The organism is Streptomyces sp. NPDC058274, from assembly GCF_042881375.1.
Lineage (GTDB): Bacteria > Actinomycetota > Actinomycetes > Streptomycetales > Streptomycetaceae > Streptomyces.
The window spans coordinates 38,938-60,110 of record NZ_JBHVXW010000007.1 but is presented as its reverse complement, the minus strand read 5'-3'; the positions used below and the strand labels follow the sequence as shown (position 1 = coordinate 60,110).

Below are 21,173 nucleotides of genomic sequence, written 5' to 3'. Positions count from 1 at the left end.
GGAGGAGGGCGGTTTCAGGGACGCAAAAGGGTTTTGATCATGCCGTCCCGCTTCGCCTGGAAGGCGGCGTAGGCCTCCGGCGCGTCTTCCAGCGGCAGGTGGTGAGTGGCGAACCCGTCGACGCCCAGAGTGTCTTCATCGCTCAGCAACGGCAGGATCTCCGGGACCCACCGCCACACGTTCGCCTGTCCCATCCGGAACTGGATCTGCTTGTCGAACATGCGCAAGAGCGGCATCGGGTCCATGGCACCGCCATACACCCCGGACAGGGAGACAGTGCCGCCGCGGACTACCAGGTCGATCGCCGCGTAGAGCGCGCCGAGCCGGTCCAGGCCCGCCTTCTGCATGAACGGCTGGGCCAGCGCGTCGGGGAGCAGTCCGGTCGCCCACTGAGCGGCCTTGGCGGCCGGGTTGCCGTGCGCTTCCATGCCGACCGCATCGATGACCGCGTCGGTGCCGCGGCCACCGGTCAGCTCGCGGACCGCCTCGCCGAGGTCCTTCTCGTGGCGGCGCAGGTCCAGACAGGTGACCCCGTGCGCGGAGGCCCGATCCAGACGTTCGTTGACGAGGTCCACGCCGATGACCAGGCCCGCGCCGCGGTGCTGGGCGATGCGTGTGGCCATGTCTCCGATCGGACCGAGCCCGAGCACGGTGAGTGAGCCGCCGGGCGGGATCGCCGCGTACTCGACGGCCTGCCACGCGGTGGGCAGCACGTCGGAGAGGTAGACGAAGCGGTCGTCCGCCGGCCCTTCGGGGACCTTGATGGGCAGGTGGTTGCCGAACGGCACCCGCAGATACTCTGCCTGCCCCCCGGGCACCTGTCCGTACAACTTGGTGTAGCCGAACAGGGCGGCACCCGATCCGTACGCATGGACCTGTGTCGTCTCGCACTGCGAGTGCAGGCCCTGAGAGCACATGAAGCATGTACCGCAGGAGACATTGAACGGAATGACGACCCGGTCCCCGGGGGCGACCGCGTGAACGTCGGGGCCGACTTCCTCGACGACGCCCATCGCCTCGTGACCGAGGATGTCCCCCGGGTCGAGGAAGGGCCCAAGTACCTCGTAAAGGTGCAGGTCAGAGCCGCAGATTCCGGTGGATGTGATTCTTACGATCACATCGTCGGGCTGTTGCAGGACAGGGTCGGGGACCGTCTCCACCCGCACATCCCGTCGGCCTTGCCACGTCAGTGCGCGCATACTTTCCTCTTTCGTCCTGTCAGAGCGTGCTATCCGATGGGGGAGCCGCCCGTGGCGTTCACGATCTCTGCGGTGATGTAGCTCGACTCCGGGGAGGCGAGAAAGACATAGGCCGGTGCCATCTCTGCCGGCTGCGCCGGACGCCCCAGCGGCGACTGCTTACCGAACTCGGTGGTGTCCGGCATGGTCGCTGGGATCAGCGGCGTCCACACCGGACCAGGGGCCACAGCGTTGACGCGGATGCCGTCGGAGGCCACCATCTGAGCCAGCCCCTGGGTGAACGTGACGATGGCGCCCTTGGTCATGGCGTAGTCCAGAAGATGCGGGCTGGGCTGATAGGCCTGCACCGAGGTCGTGTTGATGATCGACCCGCCCTGCGGAATATGCGGCAGAGCCGTCTTCGACAGCCAGAACATGCCGTAGAGATTCGTTCGCATCACGCGGTCGAACTGCTCGGTGGTGATCGCTTGGATGCCATCAGGCTGAGACATCTGGTAGGCGGCGTTGTTGACCAGGATGTCGATGCGGCCCCACTCCTGCACCGCGCGCTCGATCAGACGCCGGCACTGTTCCTCCTCACGAATATCGCAAGGGACGGCTACAGCTGCGCGGCCCGCCTCACGGACAAGCCGTGCGGTCTCCTCGGCCTCCTTGCCTTCTTCGGGCAGGTAAGTGAACAGCACGTCGGCGCCCTCCCGGGCGAAGGCCAGTGCGACTGCTCGGCCGATGCCCGAGTCCCCGCCCGTGATGACGGCCTTGCGCTCGTGAAGCCGTCCGGCTCCGCGGTATGAGGTCTCACCGTGATCGGGAGGAGGATCCATGGGTCCCGTCCATCCCGGGTGCTGCTGGTCCTGCTGCGGGAAGTTCGGTTCGGGCCGTCGAGACTGGGGGGTGGGGGACACGGATCGTCCTTTCTCTGCGGGAGGGTCCCTGCTGCGCTGTACGGGCTGCCCTTCACCAGACGGCCCTCGCCGCGATGAAATGTGCTGTTCTGTGAGATCAAGGGCATTCTGTCCGTGCGGGCCGGGTGCCCATGGTGAGCTGATCCATTCACGGGCTCTCACCGATCTCGGGACGCCGACCACTGTGTTTGCGTGCAGGTTGCACTGGTTACCCGTGCGCCGCCGCCGGTGCGGGACAGGAAGTCGTAGGAGTGGGATTGCCGATATCGAGCGGTGAACCAGGTGACAAGCAATCCGCCGGTAGCTTTTAGGGCTTCGCCGCAGTGGTTTTCTTCGGCCGGCGGGGCACGGACTTGGTCTTGTCGAGGTGTCCGTAGACCGTGGAACGGGGCACGTTGAACATGTCGGCGATCTGCTGGACGGTCTTCTCCCGGGCGTCGTAGAGCTGCTGGGCGAGCTCGGCCTGGTCGGCCGTGAGCTTCGGCCGGCGCCCGCCGACCCGGCCGCGGCCCGCGCGGAGGCGAGCCCGTCGTTCGTGTTCGCCACGATCAGCTCTCGCTGGAGCTCCGCGAGCACGCTGAGCATCCCGAACATGGCCCGGACTCCTTCCCAAGATGCGTCTGGAGCTGCCGCCCGACGCGGTCGAGCATGTTGCCAAGCAGGTGTGCGTCGCCGCGTCCGAGCTGGCGTTCTATGTGAAGGGTCTGAAGCACCAGGACCCCTCTTCTCGGCGCGCAGCGCGACCAGATACTGCTTGTTCCGCATCACGAAGGTCGCGATCCCGACTACGCGGCGCGCGAGCCGTCGGGCCACGCCGTGATCGTCGTCATGTCATCCGTCGACCTGCTGCTGGGTGAAGCTCCATGCATACTGCAGCCAGTCAGAAATCACCACGGCACTCAGTCCGGCGGCGGCCAGACGGACGGCGCGTGGGGCGGCCACATATCCGCAGACCAGACCGGTGGCCGTCCAGGTCGACGCACAGAAGGGGCAGCACAGGAGTTCACCGATCGCCTGCCCCACCGTCCCCCGCCGACGCGGCTCGTCCGCGACCTCGCTGCCGCCCGCTGCCTCCTGACGACGGGTGAAGGGGGCCCGAAGGAAACTCGTGACTTTTCCCTTGGTCACCAGCCGGGAGATCTTGTACGTGGCTGTGCCGAGCACCAGCAGGTCCCACGGCGGGATGCCGGGGGGCAGCGGACGCCCCGACCTGCGCAGGGACAGTGCAGCCACACCTGTCGCCGCGCAGTAAACGCCCGCAAGCACGGCATAGCCACCGAGAGGAACAGCCTCGCCCGGCGCGTACGTATGACCGCCTTTCTCCCCGCGCACGCCGTCTACTGGTTGCGCACGGGATGTGGACGGACCGTCGCCGGTTTCGCCGTCGTTTGTCGAGCCGGAATACATGGGTTCTCTCCAGGTTCGCTATGCGCCGCCCGACGCCGCAGAAGGGGAACGCGGACGGAAGTAATGCCTGCCAGGTGTCGAGTACCCGGATCGGCACAATGAAGCAGGCTCCATGCAGGGACTGATCGCGGGAGCGGTGGGTGCGGCGCGCTGACGCTCTGCGAGAAGACCGGGAACCAATTCGCCCGCCGACCCGAATTCATACGTCCCGGGTCGGACCAAGCAGCGGCTACGACCGTGGCGGCGAAGTGGACCATGCACGTGGGCCAGGCCGTGGCGATGAGCCTCCTACGGTCGGTCTTGGCCCACGCGGGCGTGCGCGTGCCGCTGTCCTCGGGCGACTTCGCGGTCGTTTTCGGGGTGCTGCCAAAGGGCCGTCGGGCTGGGCGTGGCTGTTCTTCTGTCGTAGGCGCGACCTGGGTGTGCCGCTCGGTCCGGAATGCGCCCGTTGGCCATCGGGCCACGCCGCGCGGGTTCCGATCGCCGGCGGCAAACTCATCATGAGTCGGCCCGAGTGTCGGCTCGCTCATCCCAGCTCCAGGTGAGCGTGGTTTTCGTCCAGCGGGGGACTTGATGCGCTATGTCGAGAGTCATTGAACCAACGCCAGTGGAGGCGGGCGCCCCGGGACTCAAGCGCGTCCTGACCACACCGCTCCTGTATTTCTTCATCCTGGGCGACGTGCTAGGCGCTGGAGTGTACGTTCTGGTGGGCCAAGTGGCCGCCGACTCCGGTGGGGCGGTATGGGTTCCGCTGCTCGTCGCGCTGCTCCTGGCGTTGCTCACCGCCGCCTCCTACGCGGAACTGGCGACCAAGTACCCGAGGGCCGGCGGAGCCTCCCACTACGCCACACGCGCATTCGGACCGTTTGCAGGATTTCTGGCGGGCTTCTGCATGCTCGCCGCCGGTATCGTCTCGGTGGCCGCACTCGCCCGTGCATTCGGAGGCGACTATTTGTCGGCCTTCGTGACGCTGCCCGTTGGGCTCGTCGCCGTACTGTTCCTCTTTCTGCTTGCGCTGCTCAACGCGAGGGGTATCGAGGAGTCGACACGCGCCAATGTCGTCGCCACGATTGTCGAGGTGGGCGGACTGGCCGTCGTCATCGTACTGGGGGCGTGGCTGCTGCTGCGCGGTGACGGCGATGTCGGCCGGCTCACTCAGCTCGGCACTCCTGACAAGGGTGCGGCGACAGCCGTGCTGAGCGGGTCGGTGCTGGCGTACTACTCCTTCGTCGGGTTCGAGACGTCCGTGAACGTAGCGGAGGAGGCCCGTAACCCCCGGAAGTCTTACCCCTGCGCCTTGTTCGGCGCGCTGGCCACCGCAGGCACCGTCTACGTACTCGTGGGCCTCGCCGCGTCCGCAGCCGTACCGACCCATCGGCTCGCTGAGTCGAGCGGTCCACTGCTGGAGGTGGTGCAGGCGGCCGGCGGCGTACCGGCCCGGCTGTTCAGTGCCATCGCGCTCGTCGCCGTCGCGAACGGTGCGCTGCTCACCGGCATCATGTCCTCTCGCCTGGCCTACGGTATGGCCCGGGACGGACTGCTGCCCGGTGCCCTGACCAGGGTGCTGCCCGGCCGCCGAACCCCTTGGGTGGCGATCGCGGCCACCACCGTTCTGTCGATGCTCCTGACTCTCACCGGGAGCGTCGCCACCTTGGCGTCCACCCTGGTCCTGCTGCTGCTCGTAGTGTTCTTCATGGTCAACGTGGCTGTGCTCGTCCTGCGCAGGGAATCCAGCGATATCGACCACTTCCGGGCTCCAACTGCCCTCCCCGTGCTGGGCGCCCTGTCGTGTGTCCTGCTCGCCACACAGATCGAGGCGCAGGTGTGGCTGCGTGGGCTGGTGGTCCTGGCCGTCGGTACCGGCATTGCGGCCCTCGTCGCCGCTCGGCGGACCCGCGCCACTGGGGGCAGCGGGGAAGGGCGGGGGGCGGACACCGGTCGAGCGCAATAGGACGATAAGGCGGCAGCCGCTGGGAGAGAGGCGATGCGTAAGGCGGGCCGAACGGGAAAGGTGACGCCCGCAGTGTTCATGTGACATAAGTGAAGGACCGGTATGGGAGACCGGCGTTTCGCCGCCCACCTTTTCGCCGCCCATGTTTTCGCCGCTACGAACGACAGAGCAATTCTGTGGCAACAGCTGTTCTTTCGTCGGCCATCTCGGGTGGCGGACCTGCCTCCCGGTGTGATGAGGCATCGCGAACTCGACGGCACGGTGCGGTGAAGCGGATGAGCGCAATGCCGACTCGTCCAGAGCAGAGCATCAGGTCTTGGTCATGGGGGGCGCTCGTAGATGTGCTGTTTCCGGTATCGATGTTCCAGTCTCGGGCTGAAGCAGTGACTGCGTGCGTGCGTGCCGCCGCCGTCGAGCTCGGCAGCCGGGCCGGTGAACGGCTATGTCACAAAATCCAGATGGGTATCCTTCCGGCTCCTCCGCATCCGGATCCGCACCCGGCCACGAGGTTCACGGAACTCCAGACAGAGCCAAAATTCGAGATCCGCACGGCGGCCCCTCGCTGTTACTGTCGCGCCATGTCCAAGGTCGAGATAGATGTCGTGACCGCCGAGTTCTTCGGTGCCTTTGACAACCGGGGTGGCAAGGCTGCCGACGTGGCCCGGATCCGCCGGCTGGTTCTTCCGGGTGGTGTGATCGTCAAGGCCGGCCCGGAGTTCACGGTGTACACCGTGGACGAGTTCATCGAGCCTCGCCGGCGGCTGCTGACCGACGGTCGGCTGGTCGAGTTCTCCGAGTGGGAGACCTCTGAACGGACAGAGATCGCGGGCGATATCGCGTCGCGGTTCGGCGAGTACCGCAAGTCCGGGGTCTTGGATGGTGAGCCGTTCGAGGGAGGCGGGACCAAGACCATCCAGTTCGTCCGCACCTCCGAGGGCTGGCGGATCGCAGCGTTTGCCTGGTACGACCAGCCCTGAGCTTGTTCTTTTCTTCCGGCCTCGAACAGCATCCCGAACTTGATCGCACAGGAGGGGGGTCCAGGCCCTTGAGGGGAGGGGCTTCGAGGTCGTGGGAAATTTCTCCTGCCGGGCGTATGACACGTGGACCCCGCTCAAGCTGGTCGGGGGGATCCGCAAGGGGCGGCCCAACGCCGACGACCTGGCCGCAGCCCGCGCATTCGCCGAGGGCCTGCGGACGCAGGTCGGATCCTGAGCTTGTTGTCTATCTACCAGGACCTGCCCGGTTTACCGATGGCCTTGAGGTTCTCGGGGCGTTTGACGGTCTTGTCGATGTCGTAGTGGGGGAGGGGCGGCGTGCCCTGTCTGAGGGCTGGGTGGCGCTGACTTTACGCCAGATGCAGTCGTCGCCGTCCCTGAGCAGCGGTTGAAGCCGCGGGTGTCGACGAAGAACCCGTCATCGTCCAGCAGCCGCCACACGCTGGGGTGGAGCTTGCTGAACGCGCCCTGGTTCTGCGCGGAGTCGATCGCCGCCCGTCCGCAGCGTTCGGGGCCGTCGGGGCCGTTCGTCGCGGTGCGGTGTCGGCGAACAGACCGAACGCGTCGACCCGTCACCGACGCCGTGGAACGCCCAGTCCGTGCACAGCTGGGCGCACTTGCTGCCGTCGGTGACCTGGTTGACGCCACCGGGGAATCCGCCGCTCTCGTGGGTGGACGCGCGGCGCCGCCTCGAATCAGGTAAATGCCGAGGTCATCGAGTTAGGTGCTGCTCAGGCCGGGAAGTCGCAGGTCATGAGAGTGCTGGCGGATCTTCGTGAGGGTGACTACCGGCTGACGCGGTGGGTGGCGTCGTGGCCGTCGACCTGCGTACGCCGGGTGCTGCCGGCGGTGGAAGAGATGGCCGAGCACACCAAGTTGTGGTGGGGCTGCGCTGCGGCCCTGTCCGCCGCCGGGTGGCGGGGGCGCAGGGCCGCAGCCGCCGGCCTGGCGAGCATGGCCGTGGCGGAACTGTCCTCGAACTGTGTGCTCAAACAGGTGTGGCAGCGGCGTCGGCCGCCGAAGGAATGGATCTCGCACGAGGAAGTCCATGACCGCCCGGACTCTTCCTCCTTCCCTTCTGGGCACACCGCCGCGGGGGTGGCGTTCAGTGCCGCGGTGGCAGCGGTGTGGCCGTTGGCGGGCGCGGCGTGTGCGGTGCCGGCCGCCGTGGTGGCGGCCGAACGCGTACACACAGGCGCCCACTACCCCTCCGACGTCGCCGTGGGCGCCGCGGTCGGTCTGGCCGCAGCCGCCGTGGTTCATCGTGCTCCCCGCCTGGCCCGGCGCTTGCTGCTGTGACAGCCACAAGCGACCGAAAGCGCGGGTCCCTGGGTGGTGTGTGCGCTTCCGGGTACCCGGGGCGCTTTCGTGCCGGGCAGCCGAACCGTCCGGGTAGCCCCGCCCGGCCAGACGGAAAGCCGGGCGGCGTGGAGGAAGTGTGGCCGTCAGGTGCGGGCGGCGTGCCAGCGGCTGGCTGTCGGTGGACGGCAGGCATGTAATCGCCGCGGCGGTGCAGGCGGGAAGTATGAGGTGCGTCATCTACCGTGAGTCAGCGGGCGAGCCCGAGCAGGTGGACTTCCGACAGGTCGATGGTGGCCGTACGGCGGTGCTGGACAGCCTGAAGCGGGTGGGGGAACGCGAGTTCTGCTGGGTCCATCTGGACGACCCGGGCCCACGTGATCTTGAAGAACTGGCGGACCCTCTGGGTCTGCATCCGCTGGCGGTCGAGGACGCCGGCGAGGCGCACCAGCGGCCCAAGCGGGAGCGGTACGGGGACGTGCTCGCGGTGGCGTTGAAGACACTGTGGTACGTCAAGGACGGCTGCGAGGTGGAGACCGGCGAGGTGATGGTCTTCACCGGTCCGCGTTTCGCCCTGACCGTCCGTCATGGCCCGGCCGATCCCACCGGCGAGGCTGCCCGGCGGCTCGGTGAGGATCCGCAGATGCTGCGGTTCGGGCCCGTCGCCGTGCTGCACGCCGTCCTGGACACGGTCGTCGACTCCTACACCGAGGCCGCCGTCCAGGTCCGTACCGACCTGACCGCGCTGGAGCGGGGCGTATTCTCCACGGAACGCGAAGACTTCACCGAGCCGATCTACTCCCTCAAACGGGAGGTCCTGGAATTCCGCGACGCCGTCCAGCCCTTGGTCCCGGTGGTGCAGGACTTCACCGGCCCCCACGCCGGGTGGCCCGAGGAGATGCTGCCGTACTTCCGCGATGTCGCCGACCATCTGCACCGCACCGACACCGAGGTGCGGTCGCTGGACGAGTTGCTCAACTCTGCCCTCGACGCCCACCTCGCACGGGTGGGAACGTGGCAGAACGACGACATGCGCCGCATCTCCGCCTGGGCTGCGATCCTGGCCACCCCGACCCTCGTCGCCGGGATCTACGGCATGAACTTCGCTCACATGCCGGAACTGAGCTGGACGTACGGATACCCGCTCGCCGTCGCGGTGATGGCAGGTGCCTGCGCCCTGCTGCACCGGACCTTCCGGCGTAAGGGTTGGCTGTGAACGCCGGGCACCGCCTAGGCCGACGGCCATGAGGTAACACCACTGTCGGCGCCGCCCTCAAAGCGGTCAGCCCGGGACGAGCTGATCGGCCAGACGGCGGGCCTGGGCCGGCAGCGCGCCGTGCCGTCGCCAGTGCCTCAGGATCGTCGGTCACGGAATCGGGTAGCCGCCGGTGGAGTTCGTCCAGGCTGCGCGCAGCTGCTTGACAGCCTCGTGCAGGGCCCCGTCGGTGGACTGTTCAGAGCCACTGCCTGTGAACCTGGCGCGCGGGATCAGGCCGGCGCGGGCCGCCGAGCTGCGCCCCTCGACGGCCACCTTGAACCTGATCGGCGGTCAGGTCGGATCTCCTCGAGCACCTCGCGGCAACCGGCAAGACCGTGATCGTCGTCGTGATCAGCTCGACTACAACCAGATCCGTGGTCAGCACGGAGACCGCTATGCGGATCTCACCCAGGCCCCCGGTCCGCCTTCGGTGAGGGGCTCTCGCACACCGACATCTTCTACACGGACCTGCGGATCCACACCCCGGAACTCGGCTCTGCAGACCAGGTGCGCGCAACCGTCACCCTCGCCAGCACCGGCCGTCGCCCCGCCCGCGAAACCGTCCAGGTCTACCTCCGCGACCTGGTCACCTCCGCGGCCTGGGCCGACAAGGAACTCAAGGCCCACCGCGAGGTCGAGCTACCCCCGGGCGAGAGCATCGACGTGGAACTCGCCCTGCCCGTCGCCGACTGCACCCTCGTCATCACGGACGGCCGCCGGGTCGTGGAACCCGGTTCGTTCGACCTCTTGGTCGGTTCCTCGTCCCGCGACCGGGGCCTGCTGTCCGGCGGCTTCACGATCCGTTGGCCAGGGGCAGTGGCGATGACGAAGCCGATCACCGGTGGTGCTCGTGGGACCGGGCGTCGGGCCCCGTGCCACGAGCCGCTGGGAGGGCTGCCGTGGCAGCCGACGCTGGTGACGCCGTCCCGGCCGGCAGCCCGGGTACGGACGGCTGCCGCCAGCGCTTCGGATACGTGAAGACGTGGCCGTTCACGCCGATGGAGGTGTCAGTCCTCGAAGTCGGTGGAGCGGGTCAGCTTTTCCCAGGAGCGGAGTTCGGTGCGGGCGCGGTCGAGGTGGTCGGTCATCGCGTCTGCGGCGTCGTTGCCGAGCGGCAGACGCAGCGGCGGTTCGTCGGCGTCGAGAGCGGTGAGGATGGCGGCCGCGGCCTTGGCGGGGTCCCCGGGTTCCTCGCCGCTTCCGCCCGGCAGCCCAGAACGGACGGGGCCCACGGTGTCCTGGTAGGCCTCCATGGTCGGAGCGAGCTGCAGTGCTGCGGCGCCGGCGAAGCCAGTACGGAACGCGCCGGGTTCGACGATCAGCACCCGAATACCGTGCGGGACGACCTCTGCGGCCAAGGCCTCGGAGAGCCCCTCCAGGGCGAACTTGGTGGCGCAGTAGGCGCCGACTCCGGCGAAGGCGAACCGCCCACCCATGCTGGTCAGTTGCACGATGGCGCCCGAGCCCCGGCGGCGCATGTGCGGCAGCGCGGCCCGGGTGAGCGCGGCCGGGCCGAAGAAGTGCAGGTCCATCAGGTCCCGCAGCTCCGCGTCGGTGGTCCCCTCGACTGCCCCCACCATGCCTCGTCCGGCGTTGTTGACCAGGACGTCGATCCGGCCGTGCCGGGCTGCCACGCCGTCGACCGCGGCTTGGACGCCGGCGATGTCTGTGACGTCCAGCGGTAGCGCCTCGACCTGGTCCGGGTGCGCGACGACCAGGTCGTCGAGCAGCGTGGTGCGGCGGGCGGCTGCGACCACGATGTCGCCCGCAGCCACCGCCGCCTCGGTGATCGCGCGGCCGAACCCGCTGCTCGCCCCGGTGACCAGCCATACCTTGTTCACGTTCTTCTCCTCGCGACGGGTGATCCGCTGCTCTTCGCGGTCCGTGTGTGAACTACCGTGCGGGACACACCGGTTGCCCGTCCAAGATCTGCTGTGATAACCGATGGTTGTGGACGTTCACGGACGGGACCTGCGGTACTTCGCCGCAGTGGCCGAGGAACTGCACTTCACGCGAGCTGCCGAGCGGCTGTACGTCTCTCAGCCCGCGCTGAGCAAGCAGATCAGAATGCTGGAGAGACAAGTGGGGGCCGCGTTGTTCGAGCGCGACCGGCGCCACGTGCGCCTGACCGCAGTCGGTACAGCGCTGCTGCCGCATGCGCAGCGCATTCTCGCCGAGTGGGAGGCAGCCCAGGCGACAGTCGCCCGGGTCGTGGCCGACCAGGCGGCCGTCCTCGTCGTGGGGATGAGTACCAGCCCGGGACGCGGCGGTGTGCTGCCGGCGATCCGCTCCCGCTTCACCGCCGCGCGCCCCGGTGCCCGCATCAGACTTCGCCAGGTCTCCTGGCACGACCCGACCGCCGGACTCGCCGACAGAACGTCCGACACAGCGTTCGTATGGTTACCGCTGCCCGATTCAGACCGCTACCGGTGGGTGGTGGTCGCCGAGGAACCCCGCCTCGTGGCCATGGCCGATAGCCACCCGCTCGCCGACAGGGAGATCATCGACTTCACCGACCTGCTGGACGAGCCTTTCCTTGCGCTGCCTGACAGCGCCGGGCCGCTGCGGGACTACTGGCTCGCCACCGACGCACGCGCGGGGAAGCCGGCACTTATCGGCGCGGAAGTGGCAAGCACCGAGGAGACGTACGAGGCGCTCGTCGCGGGTCTCGGCGTGGTCCTCCTGGCAGCCGGGAACACCCCGCTGATCACCCTCGGCGGAGTCGTCACCCGAGCGGTGACGGGCATCTCGCCCAGCCGCTTCGCCCTGGCCTGGCGCGCCGACGACCGTCGCCCGCTGGTGGAGGAGTACGTGCGCGCGTGTGAGCTGGCGACCAAGACAACGGACTGAGCCGGGGCGCTGCCCCTGACGGGTCGGGAAGGTTCGGTGGCGCTACGAACAGTCCGGACAGCTCACGCAAGAGCGCGTACAGCAAGTCCGCTTCCGTAGTTGGCAAGTTGGCAGGTTGGCGATGCGCAGGCCTTCGTGTTCCCAACGCCCATTCGGCGTCCACACCCGCGGTCCCCGCGCCACCGCTTCGGCCAGCGCCCTAGCAGGGCCGGATTCGCCGTGTCTTCCGCCAACAGGTCGCCGGACTCCTCGAACGCTCACAGCTCGCATGATCGCCGAACCCGAACTGTCAGTTCGCCCGAAAGTACAGTTCGGGTTGGTCGGCCCGAGTGGGTCTACGGTCGCGGAACCAATCTGCGACGACGAGGTTCGGCGTGTTCGACGACGCAACAACCATGCAGACCGCGGCCGGCATTCGGCTCGCACAGTGGCCTTCCTGGACCGGGTGTTGAAGGTTTCGGTGCACGAGCCGGACAGTGCAGGTGCGGGCGGAGGTTCCGAAACTCCCGGCGGACACGAGCCGGGGTGACGAAGCGGAGGGAACATCGCTCAGTCAACCGCGTCGACGAAGCCCATCTTCCGATTCATGGCAATCGCGCTCGAGTTGGCCGGATGATGAAAGGTACGGACCCTGCTCGCTCCGCACTCCTCTACGAAAGCCATCCCGAACGTCTTCATGGCAATCGAAATGCCCTGACCTCGATACCCGGCTCTCACACCAGTCATCTCGTTGAACATGAAATCCTCATGCCTCGACGTCGCCGCCATACCGACCCAGGCCTCGCCGTCCAAGGCGATCACGACGCCCCGCGGGTCGTAGGACGCCACCTCAAAGCGCCGCTTGGCATACTCATCAGAGGAGTAGAAATCTCCTCTTTCCGGTATATCGGCAGAGCACTCCTTGTTGAGCTCATACAGCGCCCTACGATGCTCCGGCGTGTCTCCCAGATCTGCGAGAGTCGTGAAGCGTAAGCCCTGAGACTGGCACTTCGTCACATACCGCTCGAAGCGGTCCTGATCGAAACCGGTAACGTCAAGTTCGAGTTTCACCCAATGAACAGCCATAATTGCCCGCCCTCCGCTGAACTCTGCCAGGCCCATCCTGCTGGCAGTCTTCAACTGGCACAAGATCGCTGATCCTCAGCGGTGCCCTCGTCAGGCTTTCCTCTCGGCGCAGGATCAAAAACACCTACTTACGAGGTTGTGAGCGAATGCGTTCGGGGCGTGCTGGCCTGAGCGTTCGGCTGATGGGCGGTTCAGCAGGCCGTCATGCTGACGGGTACGAGTTCGGTGCTCGGCTTGCGTCGGGTGGCGCGCTGGGCAGCGCGGTCGGAGACCAGGGCGGCGATGGCACGGTGGGTCGCTGGGTAGTGCTCGCGCCGTCCGAGGAAGCGTTGCAGTGGGCGCCATTGCTTGTGCTCGGCGTTGGCGTGCTCGACGCAGATCCGCGCTGATGACTGGCGGCGTCGCATCTCGCGGCAGGCGTACTGCTCGCCGAGTGGGGCGCCCTCCTTCGGTTCCTTCGGCGGGGCGCTGACCTGGTCGGGGAACTCGTTGGCCAGCCCTCGGTAGCCCTCGTCGACCTCCGCCTTCACCTGCGAGTGCAGGCGGAGCTGCTCGGCGATGCCCTCGGTGCGCATCGCGGTCTGGTCATGCATGCGGCCGGGCGGGTCGGCCCCGGACCACAGGGTGCGGCCCTGGGAGTCGCTGACGGTGGTGGTCTTCATGGTGTTCTGCTTCCTGTTGCCGGAGACGAACGCGCACCGGCCAGGCCGGTGGGCCTTCGGGCGGCGGACCTGGGTCTCGGTGCCGTCGATCCGCAAGGTGACGTTCTCGGCGGCGGCGTAGGCGAACACGTCTGTCAGCGTGCGCAGCCGCACCCCTGGCCGGTCGGGGACGGCGAAGCCCCGCTCGGCGAGCAGCGGGCGGATCTCCGCGATCGCCCGGGTGATGGTGGACCGCTCCAGGCCGTAGAGCTCCGCAAGAGCGGCGTGCGGGAGCTGGTGACGCAGGTGGACCATGGTGACCAGCACCCGGTCGGTGAACACCAGATCGCGCTTCGGCCCGGCGCCCGGCTGCTGCCTGCGCTTTCCGCCTCGCCGCTCCTGCAGCGCGGACTGACGGCGTGCAGTCCATGGAGCGGCCAACTCCTCGATCAAACCGCCGAGATGCGCATGAGAAATACCCGTGAAGGTTGGATGGGACAAGGCCGCACGGGCCCATTCCTTCGTCGTCACACACGAGGAACCCGTGCGGCCGCCTCCACGTCGCGCCCGACTTCTACCCCATCTCAGTTGATCTTTGCCGGGCTGGGGATCATAGCCACCGCATGGCTGCCTCGACGCTGTCGTCGATGCTGGTGTTGAACGCGATAGCGGCCCCCGGTGCATGCTGCCGGACCAGGTTCACGACCTGCTCGAAGAACGTCAGCAGAGGTTCAGGCTTGCGTATCCCACCCCCGATGACGACGACGTCCCAGTCTCGTTCGGACAGCGCCGCGACCACCATGGACTCGGCTGATTCGTCCGGCGCAATCAGCGTCATGGAAGCATCGACGGCATGTTCGCCAAAACGGGCCAGTTCCTCGTCCAGGACTGCGCGCATGGCGTCCCCGTCCATACCAGGCACTGCGTGCGGGTCGAAACCAAGAATGTGAGCAGAAGGCATGCTCTGCATGACGATCAGCTGCCCGTGCCGGTTCCCGTTGCATGAAGCTGCCATCTGGGTGGCGACATCACCTGAGACTCCAGGCCCTACCCACGTCGGCGACGACCCCGCGTGAGCCGGGAACTTCGCTCACAGCCTCGTTAGTCCTGAGGAGAAGGTACCGGGGTGTGCAGTTCACCGGATCCCAGCTCCAGGATCGCTTTTCCGGGGATCCGACGTCCGCGAAGCGCCTCGGCTGCCTCGTCGAAGCGCTCCCACGACCCTTGCCAGCCGATCTCGACGATGAGGGCTCCCTCTGCAGCCAGCTCGGTGAGAATGGCCAGGTCCGCGCCGACATCGCCTTCGATGACGAAGGAGGTCAGCGACTTGGCAGGCCCGACGGTCGCATACGGCGGAAAGACCGCCGGCTCCCCGGATGTCCAGCCGACGCTCTGCACGCTGCCTCCGGGAGCGAGCAGGTTCCATGCCGCGACCAGCTGAGGGCCGCCGATGCTGTCGATGACCACGTCGACCGGTCGCCGGAGTCCTGCCAGCCCGATCAGCACCTCGTCGGCGCCGAACTCGGCCAGCCCCTCGCCCCGGGCGGTCGAGCCCACGGACGCGATCACGTGGGCACCGGCCCGCGCCGCCAGCTGGACGGCGAACCGGCCGACCCCGCCGGAGGCCCCGGTGACCAACACCCTCTTGTCCGGTCCGAGCCCGGCCGCCCGCAGCGAGCGCAGCGCCGCTACTCCGGCGACCGGCAGCGCCACCGCCTGCGCCAGGCGCAGTCCCTTCGGCACCTCGGCAAGCGCACCCACGTCGATTGCGGCGCGCTCGGCGAACGCCCCCGCGGTGAGGGCCACCACCTGGGTGCCCACCGCCGGGCCGGTTCCGTCCGCTGCGGCCTGAATGACCACTCCCGCGGCGTCCGCACCGAGCACCGCCCCCACAGGGACCCGACCGGAGCGGGCATCATTGAGGTCGCCATAGTTCAACGAGGCGTGGGAGACGTCCACCAGAACCTGCCCATGGCCGGGCACGGGATCGGGCACCTCGGCGAGGCGGACGGCGGCGGATGCGGACGGATCGACGACGAGAGCGCGAACAGGCATATCTCCCCCTTGGGTTACGACTTGTTACAGCAGCCATCATCGATAACCTTGCCGCTCATCGGAAGGAGGCACCTTCATGTCACGCAGTCACACCCGTGTTACCGAAGCACTGAGGGACGAAGCCTGCCCGGTCACCGAGGTGCTCGACCGCGTGGCGGGCAAGTGGAGCATCGGGATCCTCATCGCCGCCGCCCACGGCCCGGTCCGCTTCACCGAACTCGAACGCGCCATCAATGGCATCAGCCGACGCATGCTCACCCTCAACCTGCGCAGGCTGGAGCGGGACGGACTACTCGTTCGCACTGTGTATCCGACCGTGCCACCCAAGGTCGAGTACGGCCTCACGCCCATAGCCCAGGAGCTCCACGCGTCGCTGACCGGTCTGGTGGGCTGGGCCGAGCGGCATCGGTCCGCCATCACCGAGGCCCGCGCCGCCTACGACACCGCGGCGGAGCAGAGAACCGACACCGACTGAGAGGACGTTAAGCCCGTTTCTGGTAGCGGCCTCATCCGGGTTGGGCGAGGAAGCCTTGGCGGATGGGCGTCCGAAGCAGCTGCGGGTGACGTTGATGGATGGTTTCGTCGGTGCGGCGGACGACCTCGACATCGAGTTGCCGGCAGGGCGCCGTGGATGACGACCTCGTCCTTGAAGCCTGGTCCACGAGAGCTACGGCGGCCGGGGCGAGCTGGCGGCGGAGGCGATCTGGCTGGGACGTGTGCTCGCCGAGCTGATATCTCCAGCTCTAGTGCCTGACGCTGTCGGGGATCTTGATTGCCTGCTGCTCAAGCCCCGGGGCCGTGCGCTCCGCCGTGTGTGATCTTGATGAGTGGGGTGGGCATGGCCCGGTCTTCGGCGGGTAAAGGACGGAGGCTGGCCGGGGAGGCGGCGGGACACCTGGGGAGGTCGACCGCCTCCTCCTCGTCCAATTCAGATCCGGCGTGTCGCAAGAGGATCCGGACTCGGTCCGTACCTTCGCCGTATCGCGTCAGCGCACCTCTGGTTGGATTCCGTACTCGGCCAGCCACGCCACCAAGTCCTCCCGTGAAGCCCCGACCAGTCTCCCGCCGGTGAAGCGAGCGTCGTCCGTGACCTCCGCCACGCACTCCGCAGGAGGCACGAATGCCAGTGCCTCTTCATCGCTGGTGAACTCGGCCTCCGCCAGGACCAAGCCCTGCAGAGGACCGTCGAAGACATCAACGCCCAAGGGAGGCACGCTGAACCGCGACTTGGACAACACCGCGGCCGACAACGAGGCAAGCAAGTCGTATTCGGCTGGAGACAAGTACGTATTCGTGATCAGCCCTTGCACGGCACCCGGCCGATCGGCGGGGATTTTCTGGGTGAGTTTGAGTTCACAACCACCGACGTCCGCGCGCTCGGCCCGTCGCAGACGCAGACGTGTCCCCACGAGATACCGGTCAGTGATCACACGGGTGACAGTGACCGACGAAGGAGTCGGAGGGCCGGCCAGCAAGAACCGTCTCTCCCGCTCGACACGCGCATACTTCCCCTGGCTGACGACCTCACCTTGCACACGACCGGCCCGCTCCATCATGAGCCCAGCTTCTCAGCCCGCCCTGATTCGCACAGGATGTCCACGATCATTTGAGACAGGTACCCGCGCTTGTCTCATCCGATCGTGGGTACCCCAGGCCAACGGCCCGCTCTGCCCACGATCGCTTGAGACAGGACAGGCCACAAAGCCGAACTCCCTGAGCGCGCCTGTCCCGTCTCTGTCGACCTGGCCCCCGTCCCAAGTGATCTGGTCTGATTCGCTCGTCATCTCAGATGATCTGGTTCATGGTGATCGGCGGTGTCGGCTACAGCGAGTCTTGCTGTTCGGCCTGTTCGGCGGGGAACAGGATGGGGCTGAGGAGGTATCGGGTACGTTCGCCCGACGCTTCGTTGGCGAGGAGAGGCGCGATGGCGGCTTGCATCGCGCCGATCAGTGCTACGAGCTCGTCCTTGCTGAGCCAGATTGCGTGCTGCCGATAGCCGACGAGGTCGTCTACGGGATTGCTGCCTTCGCGCTCCAGGTAAGCGCCGAACTCCGCGACCAGGGCGGCCATGGCGGCAGCGAATGCCCGCTCGTGGTGCTGCGGGGTGAGCGCACGCGCGGTTTCCGCGTCGATGCCCGCGCGTTCCTGCCGCAGCCGATATCGGCGTTCGACGGCGCCCCGCACCCGCCGTTCGTCGGCGACGTCGAGGATGCCGCCCGCGGCGAGAAGGTCGACGTGCCGGTAGACGGTCGCCTTGGACACGTCCGGGATCAGAGCGCACAGCTGCCCGGTGGTCAGGACCCGCCTGCCGCGCAGTGCGTGGACCACGCGGAGGCGGACAGGATGCGCCAGGAGTTCCAAGGTGTTCATCCCCTCACTTTCTCATGCATGCTACCTTTCTCAAATCTAAGAAAGGTGAGGGGATGCAGACTGCGGAAGCGACCGCCGTGATGGTGGTCGCGTGGGCGCGCGATGGCCGTTTCAGAGAGATCGCTGCGTTGTTCGCCCCGCTATTGCGTGCTGCGCTGACCGCCGAGACCCTCCAGGCGGCCTGGCTCGCCGAGACCGCGGGAACCGGTCCGGTCACGGACCTCGGCGAACCGTCGAGCGAGAGCCTGCGGCCGGACCTGATCCGTGTCAGTGTTCCCGTGGTCTGCGAGCGGGGACAGTTCACCGCCGTCATGTCGGTCGACTCCGCTGGCCTGCTGAACGGGCTGCGCCTCGCGCCCCCTGTCGGCGAACCGTGGGCGGCGCCCTCCTATGCGGATCCGGACGCCTTCGAGGAGCGCGACGTCAAGGTCGGAGCCGGTGCTCTCTCAGTGGCCGGCACCGTCACCGTTCCGCGTGGCGACGGCCCGTGGCCCGGGGTCGTGCTGCTGAGCGGCGGAGGTCCCTTCGACCGGGACGCGACCAGCGGACCCAACAAGCCCCTCAAGGACCTCGCCTGGGGTCTGGCCAGCCGCGGCGTGGCGGTGTTGCGCCACGACAAGGTGACCTTCACGCACGCGGCGGAAGTGACTGCCGCGGACGACTTCACAATGACACGCGAGTATGTCCCCTACGCCGTTGCCGCCGTGCGTCTGCTCCAGGAGGAGACGCACGTCGATGTCGGCCGGGTGTTCGTCGTCGGGCACAGCATGGGGGGCAAGGTCGCCCCGCGGGTCGCCGAGACCGAGCCGTCCGTCGCGGGCGTCGTGATCCTGGCGGGTGACGCCGAGCCCATGCACCGGGCGGCCGTCCGGGTCGTGGGCCACCTCGCCGCCCTCGACCCTGGCCCGCACTCCGAGGCGGTCCTTGAGGAGATCACCCGTCAGGCCGCGACCGTCGAGACCGCCTTGTCACCTCGTACGCCCCGTGAGGACCTGCCCTTCGGCCTTCCTGCCTCGTACTGGCTGGACCTGCGCTTCTACGACCCGGTTGCCACCGCCGTCCGCCTGGACAAGCCGCTCCTGATCCTTCAGGGCGGCCGCGACTACCAGGTCACCGTCGAGAATGACTTGTCCCTCTGGCGAGAGGGACTGGCCGGGCGTCCGAACGTCACCATCCAGATCCACGAAGCCGACGACCACCTCTTCTTCCCAGGGACGGAACCGTCGACGCCCGCCGGGTACATGGCACCTCAGCACGTCGACGCGGCGGTCATCGCGGACATCGCCGCATGGCTGGACTGCCAGCTTCAGCACGGACCCTGCATCCGGGTGGAAACGCCCCAGGCGAACCAGATCAGCTGAGACGGACACAAGTATCTGCTCTCCCCGGACCAGATCATCCGAGATTTTCAATGCCGCCGCGTCTCACTTGAACTGGTCAATCCAAGCAAGAGCAGGTCTCGGAGACCAGATCCTTTGCGACGGGACAGCGCCGACCTGATGAGTCGCATCACGCAGTTACGCGGACACCTGATGCTGCTGATCCCGCGGGTCGAAGACCTGATGCGAGCTCCTGCCCAGAGAGGCTGACCTGCGTACCGCTGCCTTCGCTGCGATCGGAGAGGCGCGCCGGCGCCTGGACCTCGCTCCCGGAGCTCGATACATCAGCGAAATCAAGTACGTCCAGTATCTGGCGCGCTCGGTGATGGCCCTGTCCGCCCATCTCGACGGCCGCTCGCCACGTGGCTCCGCGAAGACGTCCAGCCCGGCGGGCTGATCGGTTCGTGAACCTTGATCGCTGCCGATGATGATGCGGCAGGCGGCCTCGAATGGGGGTGCCCTGGTCGACGAGTTCGCAGGCGCGGGCGGCGATGCGAGGGGTACTCGCATCCCCACCTCGTTCTGAAATCAACTGGGGCCGGGTGCGGCCGGTCGTGGAGTATGTGCGGCGGCGGCGTGGCGGGCGGTCTTGAACGCCGAGACGAGCAGGATCACCGCGAGGGCGGGGATGAGCACGACATCGGGGACCGCACCGAGAAGCAGTCCGCCGAGTAGCGCCCCTGCCATGGAGCCGGCCGCCAGGACGAGGGTGAAGCGGAGGCTGGACCGCAGGACAGTGAAGCTGCCATCCCTGCTGTAGCGGGCGAAGGCAACGAGCATCGTCGGCAATGACACCAGCAGTGACAGGCTGCCCGCGGTCTTGATGTCCACCACGTACAGCAGCACGATCGTGGGGATCAGCAGCTCACCCCCGGCCACGCCCATGATCGCGGCGACCACACCGATCCCGAAGCCGGCCACCACTCCAGCCACGATGCGCGCTGCTCCACTCAGCCCTGCACTGCCCAACTCCAAGGTATGGGTGGCCACCAAGGCGGCGGCCATGAGGACCATCAGTACGGCGAGCACCCGGTAGAGGGTGGCGGTCCGCATCCGGACCGCCCACGACGCCCCGACCCAGGCCCCGAGCAGGCTCCCGGCCAGCAGGTTTACCGCGATCGACCAGTGCGCGCCCAGGTCGGAGAAGGACACCGAGGCCAGCCGGGCAGGCAGCGCGGTCAGCACCACGATCAGGCTCATCGCCTTGTTCAGAATGACCGCCGACAGGGCCGCGAACCCGAACACGCCGATGAGTAGCGGCAGCCGGAACTCCGCTCCGCCCAGGCCAATCATGCCGCCCAGCACCCCCACCGCAGCCCCGCAGGCGAACGTCAACGGCAGCGAGCGCACGGCTCGGCCAGGCAGAGCATCGGTGGTGGTCATGACGAACGAACCCTCTCCACGGCGGCCCCCTGTGCGTCGGCCGGTCGAGGCCAAGCATGTCCGCCCCGCCCCCGCATGCCCACCCCGAGCGTCTTGGATCTCAAGTTCCTCCAAGAGCTCCGTACTGCTCTCGTCGGTTCGACCGACACGGGGGCGAGGAGGGGAATCGAGGTAAGCAGGTCTGGTGGCTGTGTTCGTGAGTGGTGACACCGTCTGTCGGTCAGCGACGACACAGCCGCTCTCATCGGGAAGCGGTATTGAGGGCGCGATGGCCGGCTGCCGGGTGAAGTACGTACTGGCTACCAAGACCTCCACCGACTCCTTCCGCCTCGCCCAGACCCGGGCCAGGACCGAACAGGCCACTCACTGACGATCGCGGCGGCCCCTCCTCGCCTGTCCTTGTCTCATCCGAGGGAAAT

The 21,173-nt window shown here is 67.6% G+C and carries 21 protein-coding genes and 1 pseudogene; 10 read left to right on the top strand and 12 right to left on the bottom strand.

Annotation, left to right across the window (positions count from 1 at the left end):
• Positions 1 to 14 precede the first annotated feature (14 nt).
• From ACFVYF_RS16295 to ACFVYF_RS16280, 4 genes are all read right to left on the bottom strand, one after another.
• Positions 15 to 1,199 carry a zinc-dependent alcohol dehydrogenase gene (locus tag ACFVYF_RS16295; RefSeq protein ID WP_389455866.1) on the bottom strand — a complete coding sequence of 395 codons (1,185 nt, stop codon included), beginning with the start codon at positions 1,197 to 1,199 and terminating at the stop codon, positions 15 to 17.
• Positions 1,200 to 1,228: 29 nt separating this feature from the next.
• A complete protein-coding gene (locus tag ACFVYF_RS16290) occupies positions 1,229 to 2,020 on the bottom strand; it encodes an SDR family oxidoreductase (protein ID WP_389455865.1) in 792 nt (263 codons plus the stop codon).
• Between the two features lie 388 nt (positions 2,021 to 2,408).
• On the bottom strand, positions 2,409 to 2,714 hold the full coding sequence (locus ACFVYF_RS16285; RefSeq protein WP_389455864.1) for a helix-turn-helix domain-containing protein: 306 nt from the start codon (positions 2,712 to 2,714) through the stop codon (positions 2,409 to 2,411).
• A 218-nt stretch (positions 2,715 to 2,932) separates the two neighbouring features.
• The gene (locus ACFVYF_RS16280; RefSeq protein ID WP_389455863.1) at positions 2,933 to 3,334 is read right to left on the bottom strand and encodes a DUF1360 domain-containing protein; all 402 of its coding nucleotides are present in this window, start codon (positions 3,332 to 3,334) and stop codon (positions 2,933 to 2,935) included.
• A gap of 754 nt (positions 3,335 to 4,088) precedes the next feature.
• On the opposite strand from ACFVYF_RS16280, the gene ACFVYF_RS16275 reads away from it, so the two are divergent.
• From ACFVYF_RS16275 to ACFVYF_RS16250, 6 genes and pseudogenes are all read left to right on the top strand, one after another.
• On the top strand, positions 4,089 to 5,459 hold the full coding sequence (locus ACFVYF_RS16275; protein WP_389455862.1) for an APC family permease: 1,371 nt from the start codon (positions 4,089 to 4,091) through the stop codon (positions 5,457 to 5,459).
• 578 nt (positions 5,460 to 6,037) lie between these two features.
• A complete protein-coding gene (locus tag ACFVYF_RS16270; protein ID WP_389455861.1) occupies positions 6,038 to 6,436 on the top strand; it encodes a DUF4440 domain-containing protein in 399 nt (132 codons plus the stop codon).
• Between the two features lie 91 nt (positions 6,437 to 6,527).
• On the top strand, positions 6,528 to 6,671 hold the full coding sequence (locus ACFVYF_RS16265; RefSeq protein WP_389455860.1) for a hypothetical protein: 144 nt from the start codon (positions 6,528 to 6,530) through the stop codon (positions 6,669 to 6,671).
• 536 nt (positions 6,672 to 7,207) lie between these two features.
• Positions 7,208 to 7,753: a phosphatase PAP2 family protein gene (locus tag ACFVYF_RS16260; protein WP_389455859.1), complete on the top strand. Its 546-nt coding sequence runs from the start codon at positions 7,208 to 7,210 to the stop codon at positions 7,751 to 7,753.
• Between the two features lie 271 nt (positions 7,754 to 8,024).
• Positions 8,025 to 8,969, top strand: a complete 945-nt coding sequence (locus tag ACFVYF_RS16255; RefSeq protein ID WP_389455858.1) for a magnesium and cobalt transport protein CorA — start codon at positions 8,025 to 8,027, stop codon at positions 8,967 to 8,969.
• A gap of 403 nt (positions 8,970 to 9,372) precedes the next feature.
• Positions 9,373 to 9,815 (top strand): annotated as a pseudogene (locus ACFVYF_RS16250) (fibronectin type III-like domain-contianing protein); the annotation flags it as partial.
• 203 nt (positions 9,816 to 10,018) lie between these two features.
• Here the strand turns inward: ACFVYF_RS16250 and ACFVYF_RS16245 are convergent.
• Positions 10,019 to 10,852, bottom strand: a complete 834-nt coding sequence (locus tag ACFVYF_RS16245; protein ID WP_389455857.1) for an oxidoreductase — start codon at positions 10,850 to 10,852, stop codon at positions 10,019 to 10,021.
• Positions 10,853 to 10,955: 103 nt separating this feature from the next.
• Between ACFVYF_RS16245 and ACFVYF_RS16240 the strand changes: the two genes are divergently transcribed.
• Complete coding sequence (locus tag ACFVYF_RS16240; RefSeq protein WP_389455856.1) at positions 10,956 to 11,861, top strand: LysR family transcriptional regulator; 906 nt, start codon at positions 10,956 to 10,958, stop codon at positions 11,859 to 11,861.
• 549 nt (positions 11,862 to 12,410) lie between these two features.
• Here the strand turns inward: ACFVYF_RS16240 and ACFVYF_RS16235 are convergent.
• The 4 genes from ACFVYF_RS16235 to ACFVYF_RS16220 all read right to left on the bottom strand — a co-directional run bounded on the left by ACFVYF_RS16235 (position 12,411) and on the right by ACFVYF_RS16220 (position 15,622).
• Positions 12,411 to 12,980 (bottom strand): GNAT family N-acetyltransferase, encoded by a 570-nt coding sequence (locus ACFVYF_RS16235; protein ID WP_389455855.1) that lies wholly within the window; start codon positions 12,978 to 12,980, stop codon positions 12,411 to 12,413.
• A gap of 137 nt (positions 12,981 to 13,117) precedes the next feature.
• Complete coding sequence (locus ACFVYF_RS16230; protein ID WP_389455854.1) at positions 13,118 to 14,098, bottom strand: transposase family protein; 981 nt, start codon at positions 14,096 to 14,098, stop codon at positions 13,118 to 13,120.
• 79 nt (positions 14,099 to 14,177) lie between these two features.
• Positions 14,178 to 14,528, bottom strand: a complete 351-nt coding sequence (locus ACFVYF_RS16225; protein ID WP_389456241.1) for a hypothetical protein — start codon at positions 14,526 to 14,528, stop codon at positions 14,178 to 14,180.
• 140 nt (positions 14,529 to 14,668) lie between these two features.
• A complete protein-coding gene (locus tag ACFVYF_RS16220; protein WP_389455853.1) occupies positions 14,669 to 15,622 on the bottom strand; it encodes a zinc-binding dehydrogenase in 954 nt (317 codons plus the stop codon).
• A 76-nt stretch (positions 15,623 to 15,698) separates the two neighbouring features.
• On the opposite strand from ACFVYF_RS16220, the gene ACFVYF_RS16215 reads away from it, so the two are divergent.
• Positions 15,699 to 16,097, top strand: a complete 399-nt coding sequence (locus tag ACFVYF_RS16215; protein ID WP_389455852.1) for a winged helix-turn-helix transcriptional regulator — start codon at positions 15,699 to 15,701, stop codon at positions 16,095 to 16,097.
• A 511-nt stretch (positions 16,098 to 16,608) separates the two neighbouring features.
• Here ACFVYF_RS16215 and ACFVYF_RS16210 read toward each other — a convergent pair.
• Both ACFVYF_RS16210 and ACFVYF_RS16205 read right to left on the bottom strand, forming a co-directional pair.
• Positions 16,609 to 17,052 carry a hypothetical protein gene (locus tag ACFVYF_RS16210; RefSeq protein WP_389455851.1) on the bottom strand — a complete coding sequence of 148 codons (444 nt, stop codon included), beginning with the start codon at positions 17,050 to 17,052 and terminating at the stop codon, positions 16,609 to 16,611.
• Positions 17,053 to 17,443: 391 nt separating this feature from the next.
• Positions 17,444 to 17,992, bottom strand: a complete 549-nt coding sequence (locus tag ACFVYF_RS16205) for a helix-turn-helix domain-containing protein (RefSeq protein ID WP_389455850.1) — start codon at positions 17,990 to 17,992, stop codon at positions 17,444 to 17,446.
• Positions 17,993 to 18,045: 53 nt separating this feature from the next.
• Between ACFVYF_RS16205 and ACFVYF_RS16200 the strand changes: the two genes are divergently transcribed.
• Both ACFVYF_RS16200 and ACFVYF_RS16195 read left to right on the top strand, forming a co-directional pair.
• On the top strand, positions 18,046 to 19,353 hold the full coding sequence (locus ACFVYF_RS16200) for an alpha/beta fold hydrolase (RefSeq protein WP_389455849.1): 1,308 nt from the start codon (positions 18,046 to 18,048) through the stop codon (positions 19,351 to 19,353).
• A gap of 211 nt (positions 19,354 to 19,564) precedes the next feature.
• Positions 19,565 to 19,768 carry a DUF6415 family natural product biosynthesis protein gene (locus tag ACFVYF_RS16195; protein ID WP_389456239.1) on the top strand — a complete coding sequence of 68 codons (204 nt, stop codon included), beginning with the start codon at positions 19,565 to 19,567 and terminating at the stop codon, positions 19,766 to 19,768.
• A gap of 131 nt (positions 19,769 to 19,899) precedes the next feature.
• On the opposite strand, the gene ACFVYF_RS16190 is transcribed toward ACFVYF_RS16195, so the two are convergent.
• Positions 19,900 to 20,754, bottom strand: a complete 855-nt coding sequence (locus ACFVYF_RS16190; RefSeq protein ID WP_389455848.1) for a sulfite exporter TauE/SafE family protein — start codon at positions 20,752 to 20,754, stop codon at positions 19,900 to 19,902.
• Positions 20,755 to 21,173 lie beyond the last annotated feature (419 nt).